Annotated in this window: 16 protein-coding genes and 1 pseudogene; 14 read left to right on the plus strand and 3 right to left on the minus strand. The window is 70.4% G+C overall.

Annotated elements, in window-relative coordinates:
* From AVS7_RS11690 to AVS7_RS11705, 5 genes and pseudogenes are all read left to right on the plus strand, one after another.
* Positions 1-368: pseudogene (locus tag AVS7_RS11690) on the plus strand (TonB-dependent receptor); the annotation flags it as partial.
* A gap of 68 nt (positions 369-436) precedes the next feature.
* The gene (locus tag AVS7_RS11695) at positions 437-1,636 is read left to right on the plus strand and encodes a threonine ammonia-lyase (protein ID WP_020228581.1); all 1,200 of its coding nucleotides are present in this window, start codon (positions 437-439) and stop codon (positions 1,634-1,636) included.
* 85 nt (positions 1,637-1,721) lie between these two features.
* Entirely contained in the window at positions 1,722-3,302 is a 1,581-nt protein-coding gene (locus tag AVS7_RS11700) for a glucan biosynthesis protein D (protein ID WP_034690778.1), read from the plus strand.
* Between the two features lie 91 nt (positions 3,303-3,393).
* Complete coding sequence (locus tag AVS7_RS24885) at positions 3,394-3,546, plus strand: hypothetical protein (protein ID WP_020228583.1); 153 nt, start codon at positions 3,394-3,396, stop codon at positions 3,544-3,546.
* Between the two features lie 324 nt (positions 3,547-3,870).
* Positions 3,871-5,736, plus strand: a complete 1,866-nt coding sequence (locus AVS7_RS11705; RefSeq protein WP_020228584.1) for a phosphoenolpyruvate carboxykinase (GTP) — start codon at positions 3,871-3,873, stop codon at positions 5,734-5,736.
* A 141-nt stretch (positions 5,737-5,877) separates the two neighbouring features.
* Here the strand turns inward: AVS7_RS11705 and AVS7_RS11710 are convergent, their stop codons facing one another.
* Complete coding sequence (locus tag AVS7_RS11710) at positions 5,878-6,321, minus strand: hypothetical protein (RefSeq protein ID WP_020228585.1); 444 nt, start codon at positions 6,319-6,321, stop codon at positions 5,878-5,880.
* Between the two features lie 127 nt (positions 6,322-6,448).
* Here AVS7_RS11710 and AVS7_RS11715 point away from each other — a divergent pair, with 127 nt between their 5' ends.
* From AVS7_RS11715 to AVS7_RS11755, 9 genes are all read left to right on the plus strand, one after another.
* The gene (locus tag AVS7_RS11715; protein ID WP_020228586.1) at positions 6,449-7,417 is read left to right on the plus strand and encodes a LysR family transcriptional regulator; all 969 of its coding nucleotides are present in this window, start codon (positions 6,449-6,451) and stop codon (positions 7,415-7,417) included.
* Positions 7,414-8,253, plus strand: coding sequence for a metallophosphoesterase (locus tag AVS7_RS11720; RefSeq protein ID WP_020228587.1), 840 nt, complete (start codon positions 7,414-7,416; stop codon positions 8,251-8,253). The genes AVS7_RS11715 and AVS7_RS11720 overlap by 4 nt, the downstream gene beginning before the upstream one ends.
* A 128-nt stretch (positions 8,254-8,381) precedes the next feature.
* On the plus strand, positions 8,382-8,804 hold the full coding sequence (locus AVS7_RS11725; RefSeq protein ID WP_020228588.1) for a universal stress protein: 423 nt from the start codon (positions 8,382-8,384) through the stop codon (positions 8,802-8,804).
* A gap of 17 nt (positions 8,805-8,821) precedes the next feature.
* On the plus strand, positions 8,822-9,874 hold the full coding sequence (locus AVS7_RS11730) for a helix-turn-helix domain-containing protein (protein WP_020228589.1): 1,053 nt from the start codon (positions 8,822-8,824) through the stop codon (positions 9,872-9,874).
* 177 nt (positions 9,875-10,051) lie between these two features.
* Entirely contained in the window at positions 10,052-12,904 is a 2,853-nt protein-coding gene (locus AVS7_RS11735) for an IPTL-CTERM sorting domain-containing protein (protein WP_024001436.1), read from the plus strand.
* A gap of 201 nt (positions 12,905-13,105) precedes the next feature.
* The gene (locus AVS7_RS25385) at positions 13,106-13,861 is read left to right on the plus strand and encodes a hypothetical protein (RefSeq protein WP_304438833.1); all 756 of its coding nucleotides are present in this window, start codon (positions 13,106-13,108) and stop codon (positions 13,859-13,861) included.
* 4 nt (positions 13,862-13,865) lie between these two features.
* Positions 13,866-14,666 carry a hypothetical protein gene (locus tag AVS7_RS11745; RefSeq protein ID WP_024001438.1) on the plus strand — a complete coding sequence of 267 codons (801 nt, stop codon included), beginning with the start codon at positions 13,866-13,868 and terminating at the stop codon, positions 14,664-14,666.
* A 7-nt stretch (positions 14,667-14,673) separates the two neighbouring features.
* Complete coding sequence (locus tag AVS7_RS23335; protein ID WP_082176476.1) at positions 14,674-15,453, plus strand: hypothetical protein; 780 nt, start codon at positions 14,674-14,676, stop codon at positions 15,451-15,453.
* A 104-nt stretch (positions 15,454-15,557) separates the two neighbouring features.
* Entirely contained in the window at positions 15,558-16,130 is a 573-nt protein-coding gene (locus AVS7_RS11755) for a midcut-by-XrtH protein (protein WP_020228591.1), read from the plus strand.
* Here the strand turns inward: AVS7_RS11755 and AVS7_RS11760 are convergent.
* Positions 16,103-16,741: a TetR/AcrR family transcriptional regulator gene (locus AVS7_RS11760; RefSeq protein WP_020228592.1), complete on the minus strand. Its 639-nt coding sequence runs from the start codon at positions 16,739-16,741 to the stop codon at positions 16,103-16,105. The two genes, AVS7_RS11755 and AVS7_RS11760, sit on opposite strands and share 28 nt — an antisense overlap.
* Positions 16,742-16,787: 46 nt before the next feature.
* On the minus strand, positions 16,788-17,699 hold the full coding sequence (locus AVS7_RS11765) for a LysR family transcriptional regulator ArgP (protein ID WP_020228593.1): 912 nt from the start codon (positions 17,697-17,699) through the stop codon (positions 16,788-16,790).
* Positions 17,700-17,778: the final 79 nt, after the last annotated feature.

A 17,778-nucleotide genomic window follows, 5' to 3' on the forward strand; every position in this document is an offset into this window, starting at 1 on the left:
TTGTGCTTACGGACAGGCCGGCTCGCGCCGGCGGTGGATTGTCCGTTTACACAAAATTCTGCACACCCTCGTCCACGGACTACCGGCTCCCGGGTGCCTGGAGCCGGTTGCGCATCGGCGGCGCGCTGAGCTGGCAAAGCCGCATGGAAACCACCAAGACCTTCGGCGGCGTGACGGCAACCCGCGTGCAAGGCGCCTATGCGCTGCTCAACCTCTCCGCCCATTACGACCTGACCCGGCAGACACGGTTGTCGCTCCACATCGACAACGTGCTGGACAAGCACTATTACGCCGGGTTCGGGGGCTACGGCGGCGGCTATTGGGGCGCCCCGCGCAACTTCCTCATGACCTTGCGGCACCAGTTCTGAAACGGCGGCACCGGCGCGGCGCGACACCGGGCCAGGGACGGCCTGGAAGTTGGCGCCACAATCGCCGGATGCTCAGCCTCCAAGACATCCAGGCCGCCGCCGAACGCCTGCGCGGCCACGTGCTGCAAACGCCCTGCGTGGAATCCAAGACGCTCTCCGAGGTCGTAGGCGCGCAGGTGTTCCTCAAGTTCGAGAACCTGCAGTTCACCGCCTCGTTCAAGGAACGCGGCGCATGCAACCGGCTCGCGCAGCTCTCGCCCGGCGAGCGCGCGCGCGGCGTGGTGGCGATGAGCGCGGGCAACCATGCCCAGGGCGTGGCCTACCACGCGCAGCGCCTGGGCGTGCGCGCGGTGATCGTCATGCCGCGCTTCACGCCCGGCGTGAAGGTGGAGCGCACGCGCGGCTTCGGCGCCGAGGTGGTGCTGCACGGCGACACGCTGGAGGAGGCGCGTGCGCACGCCTACCAGCTCGCCGATCAGCAGGGCCTGACCTTCGTGCACCCCTACGATGACGAGGCCATTGCCGCGGGCCAGGGCACGCTGGCGCTGGAGATGCTGCGCGAGCAGCCGGGGCTGGACGTGCTCGTCCTCTCCGTGGGCGGCGGCGGCCTCATCGCGGGCGTGGCCACGGCGGCCAAGGCGCTCAAGCCGGGCATCGAGGTGGTGGGCGTGCAGACGCAGCGCTTTCCGTCCATGGTCAACGCCGTGCAGGGCACGCAGCACCCCATGGGCAATGCCACCATCGCCGAGGGCATTGCCGTGGGCGCGCCGGGCAGGATCACCCAGGAGGTGGTGGCGCGTCTGGTGGACGACCTGCTGCTGGTGGATGAGGGCGACATCGAGCAGGCCGTGCTGATGCTGCTGGAGATCGAGAAGACGCTGGTCGAGGGCGCGGGCGCGGCCGGACTGGCGGCGCTCATCAAGCACCCCGCGCGCTTCGCGGGCAAGCGGGTGGGGCTGGTGCTCTCGGGCGGCAACATCGACCCGATGCTGCTGGCGGCCATCATCGAGCGCGGCATGGTGCGCTCGGGCCGGCTGGCGCGCATCAAGGTCAGCGCGCGCGACATACCGGGCGTGCTGGCGCGCATCACTGCCACCGTGGCCGAAGCGGGCGCCAACATCGAGGAGGTGCACCACCAGCGCGCCTTCACCGTGCTGGCCGCGCAGAACGTGGAGATCGAGCTGGTGCTGCAGACGCGCGGCCAGGCCCACGTGCAGCAGGTGCTCGAGCGCCTGCGCGCCGCGGAGATGGAAGCGGCGCTGATGTAGGAAAAGGCCGCTTTTTGCGCCCAAAACCCCGGCGGGGCACACGGCGTTGCAGGAAACCGCCGCACGCTTGGGCACACTGCGGCCCATGCCTTCACGACGCCGTTTCATGCGCTCGCTCGGCCAGGGCGCGGCCCTGGCCCTCCTGAACTGGACCCCGGCCTTCGCCGCCCTCAAGCCCCTGGGCGCGCCCCGCCCGTTCGACTACGCCGCCCTCAAGGGCCAGGCCCGCGCCCTGGCTGCCCGCCCGCACATGCCGCCCACGGCCCAGCTGCCGCCGCCGGTGGCCGCGCTGGACTGGGACCAGTACCAGGCCCTGCGCTTTCGCGCCGACCACGCGCTGTGGGCCGGCGAGAAGCGCCGCTTCCAGGCGCAGTTCTTCCACCTGGGGCTGTTCTTCAAGCGCCCCGTGCGCCTCTACGAGCTGGCCGACGGCCAGGCGCAGGAGCTCGCCTACGACCCGGCGCTGTTCGACTACGGCAAAAGCGGCCTCAAGGCGGACGCGTTGCCGGCGGACCTGGGCTTCGCGGGCTTTCGCCTGAACTTCCACACCGACCCGCTGCGCGACGTGGCGGCCTTCCTGGGCGCGAGCTACTTCCGCGCCGTGGGCGGCGAGTGGCAGTACGGCCTGTCCGCGCGCGGCCTGGCGATCGACACCGGCCTGCCGCGCCCGGAGGAGTTCCCGGACTTCACGGCCTTCTACCTGGAGCGCCCCGCGCCCGGCTCCAACACGGTGGTGGTGCTGGCGCTGCTGGATTCGCCCAGCATCGCGGGCGCCTACCGCTTCGCCATCACGCCGGGCGACACGCTGGTGATGGACGTGGACGCGGCCCTGTACCCGCGCAAGCCCATCGAGCGGCTGGGCCTGGCGCCGTGCACCAGCATGTTCCAGCACGGCGAGAACGACAGACGCATGGCCAACGACTGGCGCCCGGAGATCCACGACTCCGACGGCCTGGCGATGTGGCGCGGCAATGGCGAGTGGGTCTGGCGCCCGCTCACCAACCCGCCCACGCTGCAGTTCAACGCCTTCGCCGACGAGAACCCCAAGGGCTTCGGCCTGCTGCAGCGCGACCGCGACTTCGACCACTACCAGGACGACGGCGTGTTCTACGAGCGCCGCCCCTCGCTCTGGGTGGAGCCCAAGGAAGACTGGGGCAAGGGCGCGGTCCAGCTCGTGGAGATCCCCACGGTGGACGAAACCTTCGACAACGTGGTGGCCTTCTGGAACCCCGAGCGCAAGCCGCAGGCGGGCGAGGAATGGCTGGTGGGCTACCGCCTCTACTGGGGCGCGGAGGCGCCCGCCCGTCCGCCGCTGGCGCGCTGCGTGGCCACGCGCACCGGCCTGGGCGGCGTGGTGGGGCAGCCGCGCAGGCATTTCTCGTGGCGCTTCGCGGTGGACTTCGCGGGCGAGGCGCTGGCGCGCCTGGGCGAGGGCACGCAAGTGGAGCCCGTCATTACCCTGAGCCGCGGCACGGTGGAGATTCCCTCGGCACGGCCGCTGCACGCCACGGGCGGCTGGCGCGCCATGTTCGACGTGCGCCCGCCCGACGAGAGCACCGAGCCCATCACCATCCGCCTGTTCCTGCGCAGCGGCGGCCGGCCGCTGACGGAAACCTGGCTCTACCAGTGGGTGCCGCCAGCGGCGGCCGACCGCAAGCCCTATTGACCCGGGGTGCGCCAACCCGGGGTGCGCCCGGCGCACGATGCCGCTACACTTGGCACCTCGCCCGAACACACCAACGACACAGGAGATCACCATGGCCCACGACACCACCACCGTCCCCCACGCCGGCGAGGACCATGCCCCCGACGCCGTGGAGTCAGTGGTGCACCTGGTGCCCGTGGTGCTGCCCGCCGTGGGCGCGGCCATGATGCTCCTGCTGGCTTTCATCGCCGTGTACATGGCCTGAAAAAGCCCGCGCACTGCGCACCGGCCCCGCTCGGCGGGGCTTTTTTTCGTCCAGGCCCATTACATGCATAACCTCATGCTCGTTATGCATAGATTTTCCCCCTGTCCGACAGACAAGCCGGGGGCGGCTTCATAGAATCGTCATCCCAGCCGACCCGCGCATGCTTGCCGCCGCAGCCATGCAGCCTCCGCATCCGCCCGCCGACTGCGTTCAAGCCGTTTTTTCAAAGGCAGCGGCAGGGGTTCGCCCCGCGCAGGCCTCTCGTGTCGTGACCCGGTTCGCTTCCTTTGAAAAGACTGTTTTTCAACTTCAGGAAGCCCCGCGATGAACGCTCCCACCATGCAAGGCCTGGATCTCCAGGCGCCTGCCTACGTCAAGAACGCCAAGCTGATCGCCTGGGTGGCCGACATGGCCGCCCTGTGCAAGCCCGACCGCATCCACTGGTGCGACGGCAGCCAGGAGGAATACGACGCCCTGTGCGCGCAGCTCGTGCAAGCCGGCACCTTCAAGAAGCTCAACCCCGCCAAGCGCCCGGGCAGCTACCTGGCGTGGTCCGACCCGTCGGACGTGGCCCGCGTGGAAGACCGCACCTACATCTGCTCCGAAAAGAAGGAAGACGCCGGCCCCACCAACAACTGGATGGCCCCGGCCGAGATGCGCGCCACGCTGCAGCCGCTGTTCGACGGCTGCATGCGGGGCCGCACCATGTACGTGGTGCCGTTCAGCATGGGGCCGCTCGGCTCGCCCATCGCCCACGTGGGCGTGGAACTGTCCGACAGCGCCTATGTGGCCGTGAACATGAAGATCATGACCCGCATGGGCCGCGCGGTGTACGACGTGATCGGCACCGACGGCGAGTTCGTGCCCTGCGTGCACACCGTGGGCGCGCCGCTGCAGCCCGGCCAGAAGGACGAGACGAGCTGGCCCTGCAACAAGACCAAGTACATCGTGCACTACCCCGAGACGCGCGAGATCTGGAGCTACGGCTCGGGCTACGGCGGCAACGCGCTGCTGGGTAAGAAGTGCTTCGCGCTGCGCATCGCCTCCACCATGGGCCGCGACCAGGGCTGGCTGGCCGAGCACATGCTGATCCTGGGTGTGACCAACCCCGAGGGCAAGAAATACCACGTGGCCGCCGCCTTCCCCAGCGCCTGCGGCAAGACCAACTTCTCGATGCTGGTGCCCCCGAAGGCCTTCGAGGGCTGGAAGGTCACCACCATCGGCGACGACATCGCCTGGATCAAGCCCCAGGCCGACGGCAGCCTGCGCGCCATCAACCCCGAGGCCGGCTACTTCGGCGTGGCTCCCGGCACCAACTACCACACCAACCCCAACTGCATGGCCAGCCTGGACAAGGACGTGATCTTCACGAACGTCGCGCTGACCGACGACGGCGACGTGTGGTGGGAAGGCATCGAGAAAGACACCGGCACGCTGCCCGACCACCTGATCGACTGGCAGGGCAAGGACTGGACGCCCCAGATCGCCAAGGAGACCGGCGCCAAGGCCGCCCACCCCAACGCCCGCTTCACCGTGGCCGCCACCAACAACCCGGCGCTGGACGAGGCCTGGGACGACCCGGCCGGCGTGAAGATCGACGCCATCATCTTCGGCGGCCGCCGCTCCACCACCGTGCCGCTGGTGACCGAGGCGCGCGACTGGGTCGAGGGCGTGTACATGGCCGCCACCATGGGCAGCGAGACCACCGCCGCCGCCTTCGGCCAGCAGGGCGTGGTGCGCCGCGACCCGTTCGCCATGCTGCCCTTCATGGGCTACAACATGAGCGACTACTTCCAGCACTGGCTGCAGCTCGGCGCCAAGATCCAGGCGCAGGGCGCCCAGCTGCCGCGCATTTTCACCACCAACTGGTTCCGCAAGAACGCCGAAGGCAAGTTCGTCTGGCCCGGCTACGGCGAGAACATGCGCGTGCTCAAGTGGATGATCGACCGCATCGAGGGCCAGGCCCAGGGCCAGGAAACCGCCTTCGGCATCGCCCCGCAGTACGCCGAGATCAACTGGAGCGGCCTGGACTTCACGCCCGAGCAGTTCCAGAACGTGACCAGCATCGACCAGGCCGCCTGGGCCGACGAGCTGAAGCTGCACACCGAGCACTTCGACAAGCTGGCCTACCACCTGCCCCAGGAACTGCTGTCCACCAAGGACAAGCTGCAGCAGCGCCTGGCCGCCTGACCGGCTTCGCCCCCTCCGCCTGGCGGAGGGAGGCTAAAAAAAGAGAGCTGCCAGCGCTTGCTCTGCAAGGCTTTCAGGTATTTTTCTACCCGAAAACCTCGGCAGGCAAGCGCTGGCAGCTCTCTTTTTTCAGCGACCCGCTTAGAAGCGGTAGCGGCGCAGGTCCTCGACGGCGATGCCGTTCATGGCGCGGCTCAGGTCGGCCATGATGCGCGCGTCGCGCAGGGCGGCGTTCCAGGTCCGCTGGTCCTCGGCGTCGCGGCGGCGGGCCTCGGTCCAGGCGCGGGCGCTGCCGCGCAGCAGGGCGGCGGCACGGCGGGCCGGGGCGGCCAGCAGCGCCAGGGCGGCGAAGGCCACCACCCACAGCACCATCCAGGCGGCGAGCAGGTGGCCGTCGCCCCAGGCGTCGACCACCTGGTTGGCCACCACCACCAGGGCAGACACCACGGCCGCCAGCAGCAGCGAGGCGCCGCCGCGGACGCCGTCGAAGCGGGAGGCCATGTCCTTGAGCGCCGTCGCCGCGCGCTCCACGCGCTCGACGCCGGGGTGGACGTCACGGAAATCGGGGTGGACAAAATGGGTCATGGTTGCAATCCTTCCCAGCCACGTAGGCGAGAATGCCAAGGCCGGTACGAGAATATTAGGGTTTACCCCATATTTATTCCACTTTATATGTTGAATCCCCGTCATTCACATCTGTGATGATTGCGGCGTGGCACCGATCAACTTCCGCACCCTGGACCTGAACCTGCTGCGCGTGTTCGACGAAGTGATGGCCGAGCGCAATCTCACGCGCGCGGCCGAGAAGCTGGCGCTCACCCAGCCGGCCGTCAGCAACGCGCTGCGCCGCCTGCGCGAAGTGGTGGGCGACGACCTGCTCGTGCGCAGCGGCCAGGGCGTGGAGCCCACGCCGCGCGCACTGGCGCTGTGGCCTACGGTGCGCCAGGCGCTCGGGCACCTGCAGCAGGCGCTGGCGCCCGGCGCCTTCGACCCCGGCACCGCCAGCACCGCCTTCGTGCTGGCCATGGCCGACGCCACCGGCGCCACGCTGATCCCGCCGCTGGTCGAGATCGTGGAGCGCGAGGCGCCCGGCGTGTCGCTGCGCGTGGTGCCGCTGACCACGCGCGACCCGCGCCGCCTGCTCGACGACGAGACCGCCGACGTGGCCGTGGGCTACTTCCCCGCCGCCATGGCCGACCTCACGGCCCGCGCGCAGACCGACAGCCTAGTGGCCTTCGACAGCATGCGCCTGTACGACGGCGAATACGTCTGCGTAATGCGCCGCGGCCACCCCCTGGCGCACGGCCCGCTGGCGCTGGACCAATATTGCGCCGCACGCCATCTGCTGGTGAGCTTCTCGGGCAAGCCCTTCGGCTTCATCGACGAGGCGCTGGCCGCGCTGGGACGCGACCGGCGCATCGTGCTCACCGTCAACCAGTTCTTCACCGCCGGGCGCGTGGTCGCCGCCTCCGACCTGCTCACCGTGCTGCCGCGCCACTTCGTGGGCGTGGCCAGCCTCAAGGACGAGCTGGTCTGGCGCCCCCTGCCCATGCCCGTGCCCATCGTCCACGTGGACGCGCTGTGGCACCGCCGCCGCCGGCACGACCCGGCCCACCGCTGGCTGCAGGACGCCCTGGCACGTTCGGCCCGCCGCACCTTCCACGCCCCGCCCCTGCCGTGAACATCCAGCTGCTGTCCGACCTGCACCTCGAAGCCCACCCGCACTTCAGCCCCAGCCCCGCCGCCGGCGCCGACCTGCTGGTGCTGGCCGGCGACATCGGCTCCTACCAGGCCGGCTCGCGCATCGAGGGCGACGACTTCGGCCTGGCCCGCTTCTCGCCGCTGCCGCAGTACGCCGGCTGGCCCACGCCCGTGGTCTTCGTGCCCGGCAACCACGAATACGACATGCAGGACTTCGACGCCGCGCACGCGCGCCTGCGTCACCTGTGCGACCGGCTGGGCCTGATCTGGCTGGAGCGCGAGAGCGTGGTGCTGCAGGGCGTGCGACTGGTGGGCACCACGCTGTGGAGCGACTTCGACGCGCTCGCCGACCCCGGCGCCCCCCAGACCGAGCGGATGCGGCGGCGAGACAAGGCCTTCCGCGCGGCCAACTTCTACCTCTCCAAGACCGGCGGCACGCGCCACGGCGCGCCCTTCCTCGCCGAAGCCGTGCGCGAGCAGTCACTGCAATGCCAGGCGTGGCTGCGCGAGGCGCTGGCCCAGCCCTACGACGGGCCCACCATCGCCGTCACCCATTTCGCGCCCAGCCTGAGGAGCGCCGACCCGCGCTACGGACTGGTGCCCGGCACCGCGGGCTTCTGCAACGCGCTGGACGACCTTCTGCCCCGCGCGCGCCTGTGGCTGCACGGCCACCTGCACGCGCCCAGCGACTACACGGTCCGCGGCACCCGCGCCGACGGCGGCGCCTGGGCCTGCCGCGTGGTCGCCAACCCGCTCGGCTACGCGCGCAAGGGCGAGCAGGCCACCTTCCGGCCGCACTGCATCGTCGCCGTGTGAAACCGTATGATGTTGCCCGGGTGCTGCGCACCCATCGCCGGCACACAGAGCACGCAAAATATGACCCTGGTCAAGACAACAGGCGCGGTCGCGAAGTAGCCTGAACCATCCCCTTACGGAGTCTCGCAATGAACATCCTGCTCGCTGTCGATGGCAGCCCCTACACCAAGAAAATGCTGGCCTACCTGGCCGCCCACGACGAGATGCTGGGCACCTCGCACAGCTACACGGCCATCACCGTGCAGCCCCAGCTGCCCCCGCGCGCGCGCGCCACGCTGGGCAAGGAAGTGCTCGATAAGTACTACGCCGAAGAGTCCGAGAAGGTGCTCGCGCCCGTGGTGAAGTTCCTGGGCCGCCAGGGCGTGCAGCTCAAGACCATCTCGAAGGTGGGCCCCGCCGGCGAGACCATCGCCAAGACCGCCGAGTCCGGCAAGTTCGACCTCGTCGTCATGGGCACCCACGGCCACGGCTCGCTGGGCAAGCTGGTGATGGGCTCGGTCAGCACGCAGGTGCTGGCCAACTGCACGGTGCCCGTGCTGCTGGTGCGCTGATCCGCCAGGGCTGGGCCATGCTGCCACCCGCCCAGCCCCTCCCCTCCACCACCTTCTCCACCAGCCAGCTCTCGGGCGAAGACCGCTTCGAAGCCTGGCGCGCCAGCATCTCGGTGCTCTTCGACGTGGCCCCGCTGGCACAGGGCACGCCGATCGAGGGCTTCCAGGCGCAGGTGGAGGCCGTCCACCTGGGCCAGCTCCTGCTGGGCGACCTGCACTTCGGCGCGCAGCGCTTCTCCCGCGGCCATGCGCGCGCCGCGCACGACGGGCTGGACCATTACCTCGTGCAGTGGTACCGCCAGGGCGGATTCATCGGCCAGCACGGCGATGGCGACGGCCTGCGCGTGCGCGGCGGCGACGTGGTGGTCTTCGACATGGCCCGCACCCAGCACACCGTGGCGCAGGACTCGCACGTGCTCTCGCTCATCGTGCCGCGCGCGCTGGGCGACGCGGCCTTCGCGGGCGCGGCCAGCCCGCACGGCACCGTGCTGCGCGGCGACAGCGTCTTCGGCGGCCTGCTGGCCGACCACCTCGGGGCGCTGCACCGGCGCCTGCCCGCCATCGGCATGGAGCAGGCCGACGACGTGGTGCGCGCCACCACCCAGATGCTGGCCGCCTGCCTGCGCCCCAGCCAGCGCGCGCTGGCCGAGGCCCGCGCCGATGTGCAGGCCGTGACGCTGGAGCGCATCCAGCGCCACATCGCCCGCAACCTGGGCGCGCCGCTCACGCCCGAGGCGCTCTGCCGCGCCTTCGGCCTCTCGCGCCACCGGCTCTACCAGCTCTTCGAGCCGCTGGGCGGCGTGTCACGCTACGTGCAGCAGCGCAGGCTGCAGCGCGCCTTCCAGACCCTGTCCAACCCCGTCTACCGCCACTTGCGCGTGGCCGACGTGGCCGCGCGCCTGGGCTTCGCCAGCGAGGCGCACTTCAGCCGCGCCTTCCGCACCGCGTTCGGCCATACGCCCAGCGACGTGCGCGCCATGGCCGAGGCCGCCCGCGCCAGCGGACGCAACCCGCCTGCGCTGCCCAGCGCGGCCTCGGTGGAATACGCCGACTGGTTGCTCGGGCTCTGAGCAGACGCCCAGTCAAGCGCCGCGCGAACGCCCGGTCAAGCCGCCGGGGCGCGGCGCCCGCAAGATCGGCCACAGCGCGCATCCATCGGCGCCGAATGCTTCCATAAAGATAGCTGTCAGCGCTTGATACACAAGCGCTAGCGGGGTTTTTGGACCTCGCCACTTCGGACCACGTCCATGAAAACCTTTGCCCTTCGGATGGCCTCGCTTCTGCTGACGGCGGCGGCTTCAGTGTCTGCCGGCGCAGTCACGGTGTTCGACAACCTGAATGCGGCCAATGACCCGTGGCTCATCACTTTTACGTCCCAGTACCACACCAACCTGTGGGTGGCCAACCGCATCCCCATCGGCGCCGAGTCGCTGCGCATCAACCAGGTGACGATGGACTTGGACCAGTTCGACGGTTTCGAGCTGCAAGTGTGCGCAACCAGCGCCAGTGCCGACACGCCGTTCATGGATACCTGCGCCCCCTTCACCCCCGATGCAAGCACTGCGGGCCGGCGCGTGTTCACGGGCAACCGCGTCGTCGCGGCGGGCGACTTCGCCTGGGTGGTGATGCGCAGCACGGGCTGGAGCAAGATTCGCCGCCAGATCACAACCGCCACCAACAACGGGCTGACCTGGTATTCGGGTGCCAGCCACAACCCGAACTGGGTCGCCGAGCCCCAAACGTCCCTCGGCATGGCGGTCAACGGCGCGTCTGTGCAACTCGATGGCGTTTGCGGCAGCGCCAGCGGCAGCACGCCTTTGCGCTACCCGCCCCAGGGGGCCTCGCTGTGCAGCGTAGGTACGGCGAACGGTGTTTGGGGAGAGGAGAGCCGCTTTGCCTGGCAGTGCCAGGGCGAATACGGCGGCAACCCGTCGCCGCAATGCTCTGCGCCCCGGGCCCACTTCGTCGCCACCCAGGCCACGGGCGGCGGCGGCATCGAGCCCGGGCGCGAAGTGGCCGCAGGGCAGCAGGCCAGCTTCACGCTCACCATTCCGCCAGGCTACACGGCCCAGGCCAGCGGCTGCGGGGGCGCGCTATCGGGCAGCACCTACACCACCGCAGCCATTACCGGGCCATGCACCGTCAGCGCCAGCTTCACCCCGCCGCCCGCCAACGGCGCATGCGGCGACACGGCGCCCTCACTCCACTGGCCCACCAGCTTGTGCAGCGCCGGTTCGCCCACCAACCCATTTGCCACGTCCGATGCCTTCCGCTGGAACTGCGCAGGCACCCACGGAGGCGCCACGGCTGCCTGCCAGGCGCCGCGCCAATACACGGTGACGGTCAATATGGATGAGGGCATCGCCAGCGCGCAATGCACCCCCAACCCCGTGGCCTATGGCGTCACCACCGTTTGCACGGCCACGGTATCCGACCCTGTCGCCCGTCCCTTCAGCGGCTGGGGCGGTGCCTGCAGTGGCACGGGGGCTTGCATGCCCCTGGTTTTCGGCCCGACCACCGTCTCGGCCCACACGACACCCATTACCTATGCCATCGCCACCACCTCCACCACCGGCGGCAGTGTGGCGTGCGCGCCCAACCCTGTGCCCCTCGGCCAGAACGCAAGCTGCACCGCCACGCCCGATACGGGCTACCACTTCACCGGCTGGGCAGGCGATTGCTCGGGCACGGGCGCATGCCAGTTCACCAACGTGACCAGCCCGCGCAGCGTGAGCGCCACCTTTGCGCAAACCACCTACCCCGTCGCCACTCCCGCCACCACCGGCGGCAGCGTGTACTGCACGTCCAACCCCGTGCCCCATGGGCAAGACACGATCTGCATCGCGACACCCGGTGCAGGCCATCACTTCACCAGTTGGTCGGGCGATTGCTCAGGCACTGCTACTGCGTGCATGCTCCATAACGTGACCGGGCCGCGCGGCGTGAGCGCCACCTTTGCGCTCAACACCTACCCCATCGGCATCACCCCCGCCGCCGCCAACGGCACGGTCACCTGCGCGCCCAACCCCGTCACCCATGGGCAGGATGCAGGCTGCACCGCCACGCCCGATGCGGGCTACCACTTCACCAACTGGTCGGGCGATTGTGCTGGCGCTGGCAGCAACACCACATGCCAGCTCACCAACGTGACCGCGTCGCGCACCGTCTCAGCCACCTTCACGCCCAACAACCACGCCATCGCGACCCCCGCCGCCGCCAACGGCACGGTCACCTGCTCGCCCAACCCCGTCACCCATGGGCAGGATGCAAGCTGCACCGCCACGCCCGATACGGGCTACCACTTCACCAGTTGGTCGGGCGATTGCTTGGGCACGGGCTCATGCCAGCTCGCCAACGTGACCAGCCCGCGCAGCGTTTCGGCCACTTTCACCCACGACCCGGTCGATGCCACCTGCGGCTCGGCGGCCAACGGCGCTGGGGCCTTCAAGCCCGGCGCGAATCTGTGCGCCACGGGCACGCCGGGTGCCGTGCTGTCTGCCAGCGGCCAGTACACATGGCAGTGCAGCGGTGAATATGGCGGCGCGGCGCAGCAGTGCAGCGCGCCTTGGCAGGGGGCGGGCGGCGATGGCAATCTGGGTGCGGTGGAGGTGGACAGCGCGAACGGCTGGGAGATCAGCAGCGCCGCCTTTGCCTCCACCTTGCCCGCGCCCTTGCCGCCCCATGTGCGGGCGGTGCACGCACCACTGGGGCTGGTGCTGCGGCGTGTCGCTGGCAATGGCGATGCGCAGGTGACCGTGCGCTTCACTGCGCCTGTGCCCCAGGGTGCCATTTATTTCAAATACGGCCCCAGCCCCGACGGGCTGGGCTGCACCGGCGCCGCCGCATGCGCGCAGCCGCACTGGTACGCGCTGCCCGGCGCGCAGTTCACGCCCGATGGCCTGAGCGTGACCTTCACCCTGGCCGACGGCGGCGCGGGCGACAGCGACGCCGTGCCCGGCCAGATCACCGACCCCGGCCTGCCCGTGCTGCTGGCCGCGCCGCCCGGCGGCGCGCAGGCCATTCCCACGCTGTCGGCCTGGGCGCTGGCGCTGCTCTCGCTGCTGGCGGCGGGCCTGGGCGCGCGGCGGCGCAGGGCGTGAGCGCGGCCGGACGCCCAGTCAAGCGCCGTGCAAACGCCCAGTCAAGCCGCCGGGGCGCGGCGCCCGCAAGATCGCCCGCGTTGCGCTTCCACCCGCGCCGATCGCTTCCATAAAGATAGCTGCCTTCGCTTGCTACATAAGCGCTGGAGGCATTTTTCATACGCAATGACGGTGCGGCGGACGCCCCCTTTACCCCTTTCCATGACAACCCCCGCGTGCCCCCGTATGCACCCCTTCCTGGTCTTCATCAGCCTCGCCGCCGCCTTGCTGGGCAGCACCGCCCACGCCCAGGTCACGCTCTCGGGCGCTGGCGGCGTGGTCGTCCAGGCCCCCTCGGGGCAGGCCGTGACCCGCTTCGGCAACGACGGCACAGTCGCCATTCCCGCGCTGGGTGCGGCGGGCTTCGTGCGGGCCGATGCGCAGGGCGTGCTGTCCGCCGATCCGCATGGGCCCGTGGGGCCGCAGGGGCCCGCGGGGGCGCCAGGAGCCCAGGGCGCGGCGGGCGCGCAAGGCCCGGCAGGGCCGCAAGGGCTTGCGGGAGCCACGGGGCCGACAGGCCCTGCCGGTGCCACGGGGCCACAAGGCGCCAGGGGCGAAACCGGCGCCACAGGAGGCCAGGGACCCAAGGGCGACAAAGGCGATACGGGCGAGACCGGCCCGCAAGGCCCGGCGGGCTTCTCGGGCCTGGAGGTGATGGAGTATGAGATCGAAGCCCCCAAGCTGGCAGGCGCGTACATGAACATCTACGCCAAATGCCCCGCTGGCAAGCAAGCCATTGCCGGCGGCTGTACGACGAACAACCATGACGCCCGACTGGTCACGTGCGCGCCCACCTATGTGGATGGTTTCACCGCTCCCAAGACCTACTACGGCTGGATAGCCAAGTTCGCCCCGCCGGCCTCTGGCGACTGGCAAGGCGCCACGGGCACCCTCTACATCACCTGCGTCAACAAGTAAGACCATGCAAGCCAAATTCCTCGCCAGCGCTTTCCTGGAAAGCACATATAGCTATCAAAAACGGAGTAATTCACGTTTACGCGCCAGCCTGGCCGCGCTGCTGATGGCCGGCGCGGCAGGCGCGCAGGCAGCGGCGTTCACCGTGGGCTCCGGGGGTGGGGCGTACCACGGCACGATCGACCTGGCCTGCGATGACCTGGAGGTGAATGGCCCCCTGGACGCTGCGGGCGCCACCTTCACCGGCGTGGGCCGCGTGCGCATTGGCGCGGCGGGCTCCATCGCAGCAGCAGGCGCGCGCATCGAGGTGGGTGCGGGATGGCACAACGCAGCCGGCCCGAGCGGCTTCACCGGCGCAAGCAGCACCGTGGCCCTGGTGGGCCGCTGCAGCATTGGCAACGCCACAGACATCACCGGCAGCACCACCTTCGACACCCTGAGCGCTGCGCAGGCGGGGCAGACGCTGCACCTGGCCGCAGGCAGCGAACAACAGGTGACCGGCACGCTCACGCTGGGCAACGTGACGCTATGGGGCCAAGGCGGCGCCGCATTTCTCACGCTGCTGCCTGGCGGCGTGCAGCAGATCGGCGCCGTGAGCGTGTCGGGCGTGGACGCCTCGCGCGGCCAACGGCTGGCTCCCACCGGCCAGAACGGCCCCGGAGGCGGCAACGCGCCGGGCTGGTTTGCGCTGGCTCCCGCGCCGGGCGCCGTGCCGGTGCCCTCGCTGGGTGCCTGGAGCCTGCTGCTGCTGTCCGCGCTGACGGGCCTGCTGGGCTGGCGGTGCAAGTACCTCTGCATTCATCCGTGAGCGATCCATGCCAAACCAACTGCATCTCCTGTGCGCTGCCCTGATGGCGGCCAGTGCCGCGCAAGCGCAAGTCACCCTGTCGGGCGCGAGTGGCGTACACATCCAGTCCCACACCACCGGGCAGGCCATCGCCGGCTTTGGCAACGACGGCAAGATCGCCATGCCCCAGCTCGGCGCCGCGGGCTTCGTGCGGGCGGACGCGCAGGGCGTGCTGTCGGTAGATCCGGCCGGGCCGGTGGGGCCCGCGGGGCCGAAGGGCGATACCGGCGCCACGGGCGCAACGGGTGCAACGGGCGCGCAAGGCCCTGCCGGTGCCGCCGGCGCGAACGGCCTGCAAGGCCCTGCCGGTGCCGCCGGCCCTGCGGGGCCCGCTGGACCCCAGGGCGACCCCGGCCCGCAAGGCCCCGCCGGCCCCAAGGGCGATACCGGTCCCGCCGGGCCGCAAGGCGCCGTGGCTGGCGTGACCTTCATGCGGCACGGCTGCTTTTCGGTGCAGGACGACCCTACCGGCAACACCTGGGGCATAGCCACACTGATCAGCGGTGCGGACTACACCGTGAACCCCGCCTATGACAACACGACCGGCAACCCCGCCTACTTCATCGTGTTCGGCACGCCGCCGGGCGGCCTCGACTCCACCGTTGTGCTGGATGTGCGCAACGGCACCACGGGCCGCCCCCTGGCGGCCACCGTCCAGCGCGGCCACGCCATCGACCTGATGGTGGCCTTGAAGGAGCCGTCCGTGCCTGGCCAGGGTGTGAGCGTCTGCTTCACGCTGATGCGGTGAGGCCCCGCGCGCTCTTTCCTGCTTTGTTTTTGATAGCTGGCCGTGCTTTCGCAGCAAGCGCCAGCGGCCTTTTTCACTGATTTCCCATCTGCCAAGAACCTGCCATGAAACGGACTCTCTACCCCCTTCGCTCCGCAGCCGCCCTGCTGGCCGCCACCGCTTGCTGCGCGCCCGCCGCCTGGGCCCAGGCGCAGCCCCCGGTAGGCACCATCACCTACGCCCTGGCCGGCGCGGCCCAACCGGTACCCACGCTGACGCAATGGGGCGTGCTGCTGCTTTCGCTGCTGCTGGCGCCGCTGGCCTGGCGCGCGGCGCGCGGACGCCTGACCTGCCTGGCGCTGGCCGGGCCGGGGCTGCTGGCCGCCGCGCTGCTGCTGGCGGCGGGCTGGAGCGAGCGGGCGCAGGCGCTGCCCCTGGCGATGGGCGACGTGCTGCTGGACAACCCTGCCGGAGGGTCGGCGGACATCCCCTACCACGTCGCGCTGGACACCCCTTTCGCCGACTTCATGTACCAGTACGAGGTGGGCAACGCCACCGGCCAGCCGCTGCGCATCACGGGCATCACCCTCACGCCGGCGCACACCGACCGGGCGCCCATGGACACGCCGCGCTGCACGGCCGGACTGGTGCTGGCGCCCGGCGAAGGCTGCTATCTGCTGGTGAGCAAGCCGCACTGAGCGGTGGCCAGGCCCTGCAGGCAGGTGTCCATGGCCCAGTCGATGATCTGCGCATCCGCGTGGCCGCGCTCGCGCAGCAGGCTTGGCAGCGGGTCGGCCGAGCGCGCCAGCAGCACGCACAGCGCCACCTCGGCCGGCAGGTCACACCGCAGATGGCCCGCGGCCTGGGCCTCGGCGATCCAGCCGAGCGCGCGGGCGTGCACCTCGCGCATGGCCGCCTGGTAGGGCGCGCAGTCGCGCAGCGCCTGGGCCAGGGCGGAGTTGCGGCCGGGCAGCAGCGGGGTTTCGTCGCCGAGCTGCAACTCCAGCAGGCAGCGCAGCAGCGCGCGCAGGCGCTCCATGGCGCTCAGGCCGGCGGGCATCTCGGCCACGAAGCGCTGCAGGCGCTCCACCGCGCGCAGCATGGCGGCGGTGCACAGGTCGTCCTTGCCGGCGAAGTGCTTGTACAGGCTGGCCTTGGCGATGCCCACGGCGGCGGCCACCTCGTCCACGGTCATGGACTCGAAGCCTTTCTCGCCCAGCAGCCGGCTGGCGGCCTGGACGATGGCGTCCTCGCGCGCCTGGTGCATTTGCGCCTTGAAGGAAGGGCGCGGCGGCTGCGGCAGGTTCATGCGGGCATGTTAAGCCGCGGGCGCATAACCCCAGAAGCCCCACAGTTCAGCCGGATAGCGACCGCGCGGCGGCGGTGGTGAGCGCGTCGGCCAGCGCGTCGAGCACCTGCGACTCCAGGTTCCACGAGTGCCAGTAGAGCTGCACCGGCAGGCTGTGCCCGGGCGCCAGGTCGACGAGCCGGCCCTCGGCCAGCAGCGGCCGCGCGAGCAGTTCGGGCACCACGCTCACGCCCCAGCCGGCCACCACGGCGCGCACCTGGCCTTCGGAGCTGGGCACGAAGACGCGGCTGAGGGCCGCGCGCTTGAGGCCGAAGGTGCGCATGACGAATTCGGCCTGCATGTCGTCCTTGCGGTTGAAGGAGACGAAGGAGACGCTGCGGAAGTTGTGCGCCGTGAGCCCCTGCGGCAGGTGGCGGCGCGCCAGCCCGGGCGCGGCCACGGCCACGTAGCGCATGGCGCCCAGAGGCACCACGCGGCAGCCGCGCAGCGCGTTCTTGAGCGTGGTCACGCAGCCCAGCACCTGGCCGGAGCGCAGCCATTCCTGGGTGAAGTCCTGGTCGTCCGCGATGATCTCCAGCGGCAGGCGCTGGCGCACCAGATCGCCCAGCGCGTCCAGCGCCCAGGTGGCGATGCTGTCGGCGTTGATGGCGATGGCGATGCGCTCGTCCTCGCGCACGCCGCCGGGCGCGCTAGGCGCGAGGTCTTGCAGGTCGCGGTCCAGGTCGGCACGCAGCAGGCGCAGCTGCTTGGTGTGCTTGAGCAGCAGCTGCCCCGCGTTCGTGGGCCGCAGCGGGCGGCTGCGCACGATGAGCACCGAGCCCACCTGCGCCTCCAGCGCGCGCAGGCGCTGCGACACGGCGGACTGGGTGATGTGCAGGCGCCGCGCGGCGCGCTCGAAGCCGCCCTCCTCGACGATGGCGGCCAGGCATTCCAAAGCGGCGGGATCGAAGGTGCTCATGGCCGTGGATTATTAGCGCAACTGATGTTTTTGGAGGAACGTTAATTACGCTTTTGTTTCCGCACGGCCCGCAGCACAC

Origin of the sequence: Acidovorax sp. MR-S7 (assembly GCF_000400995.2) — a bacterium.
GTDB lineage: Bacteria > Pseudomonadota > Gammaproteobacteria > Burkholderiales > Burkholderiaceae_C > MR-S7.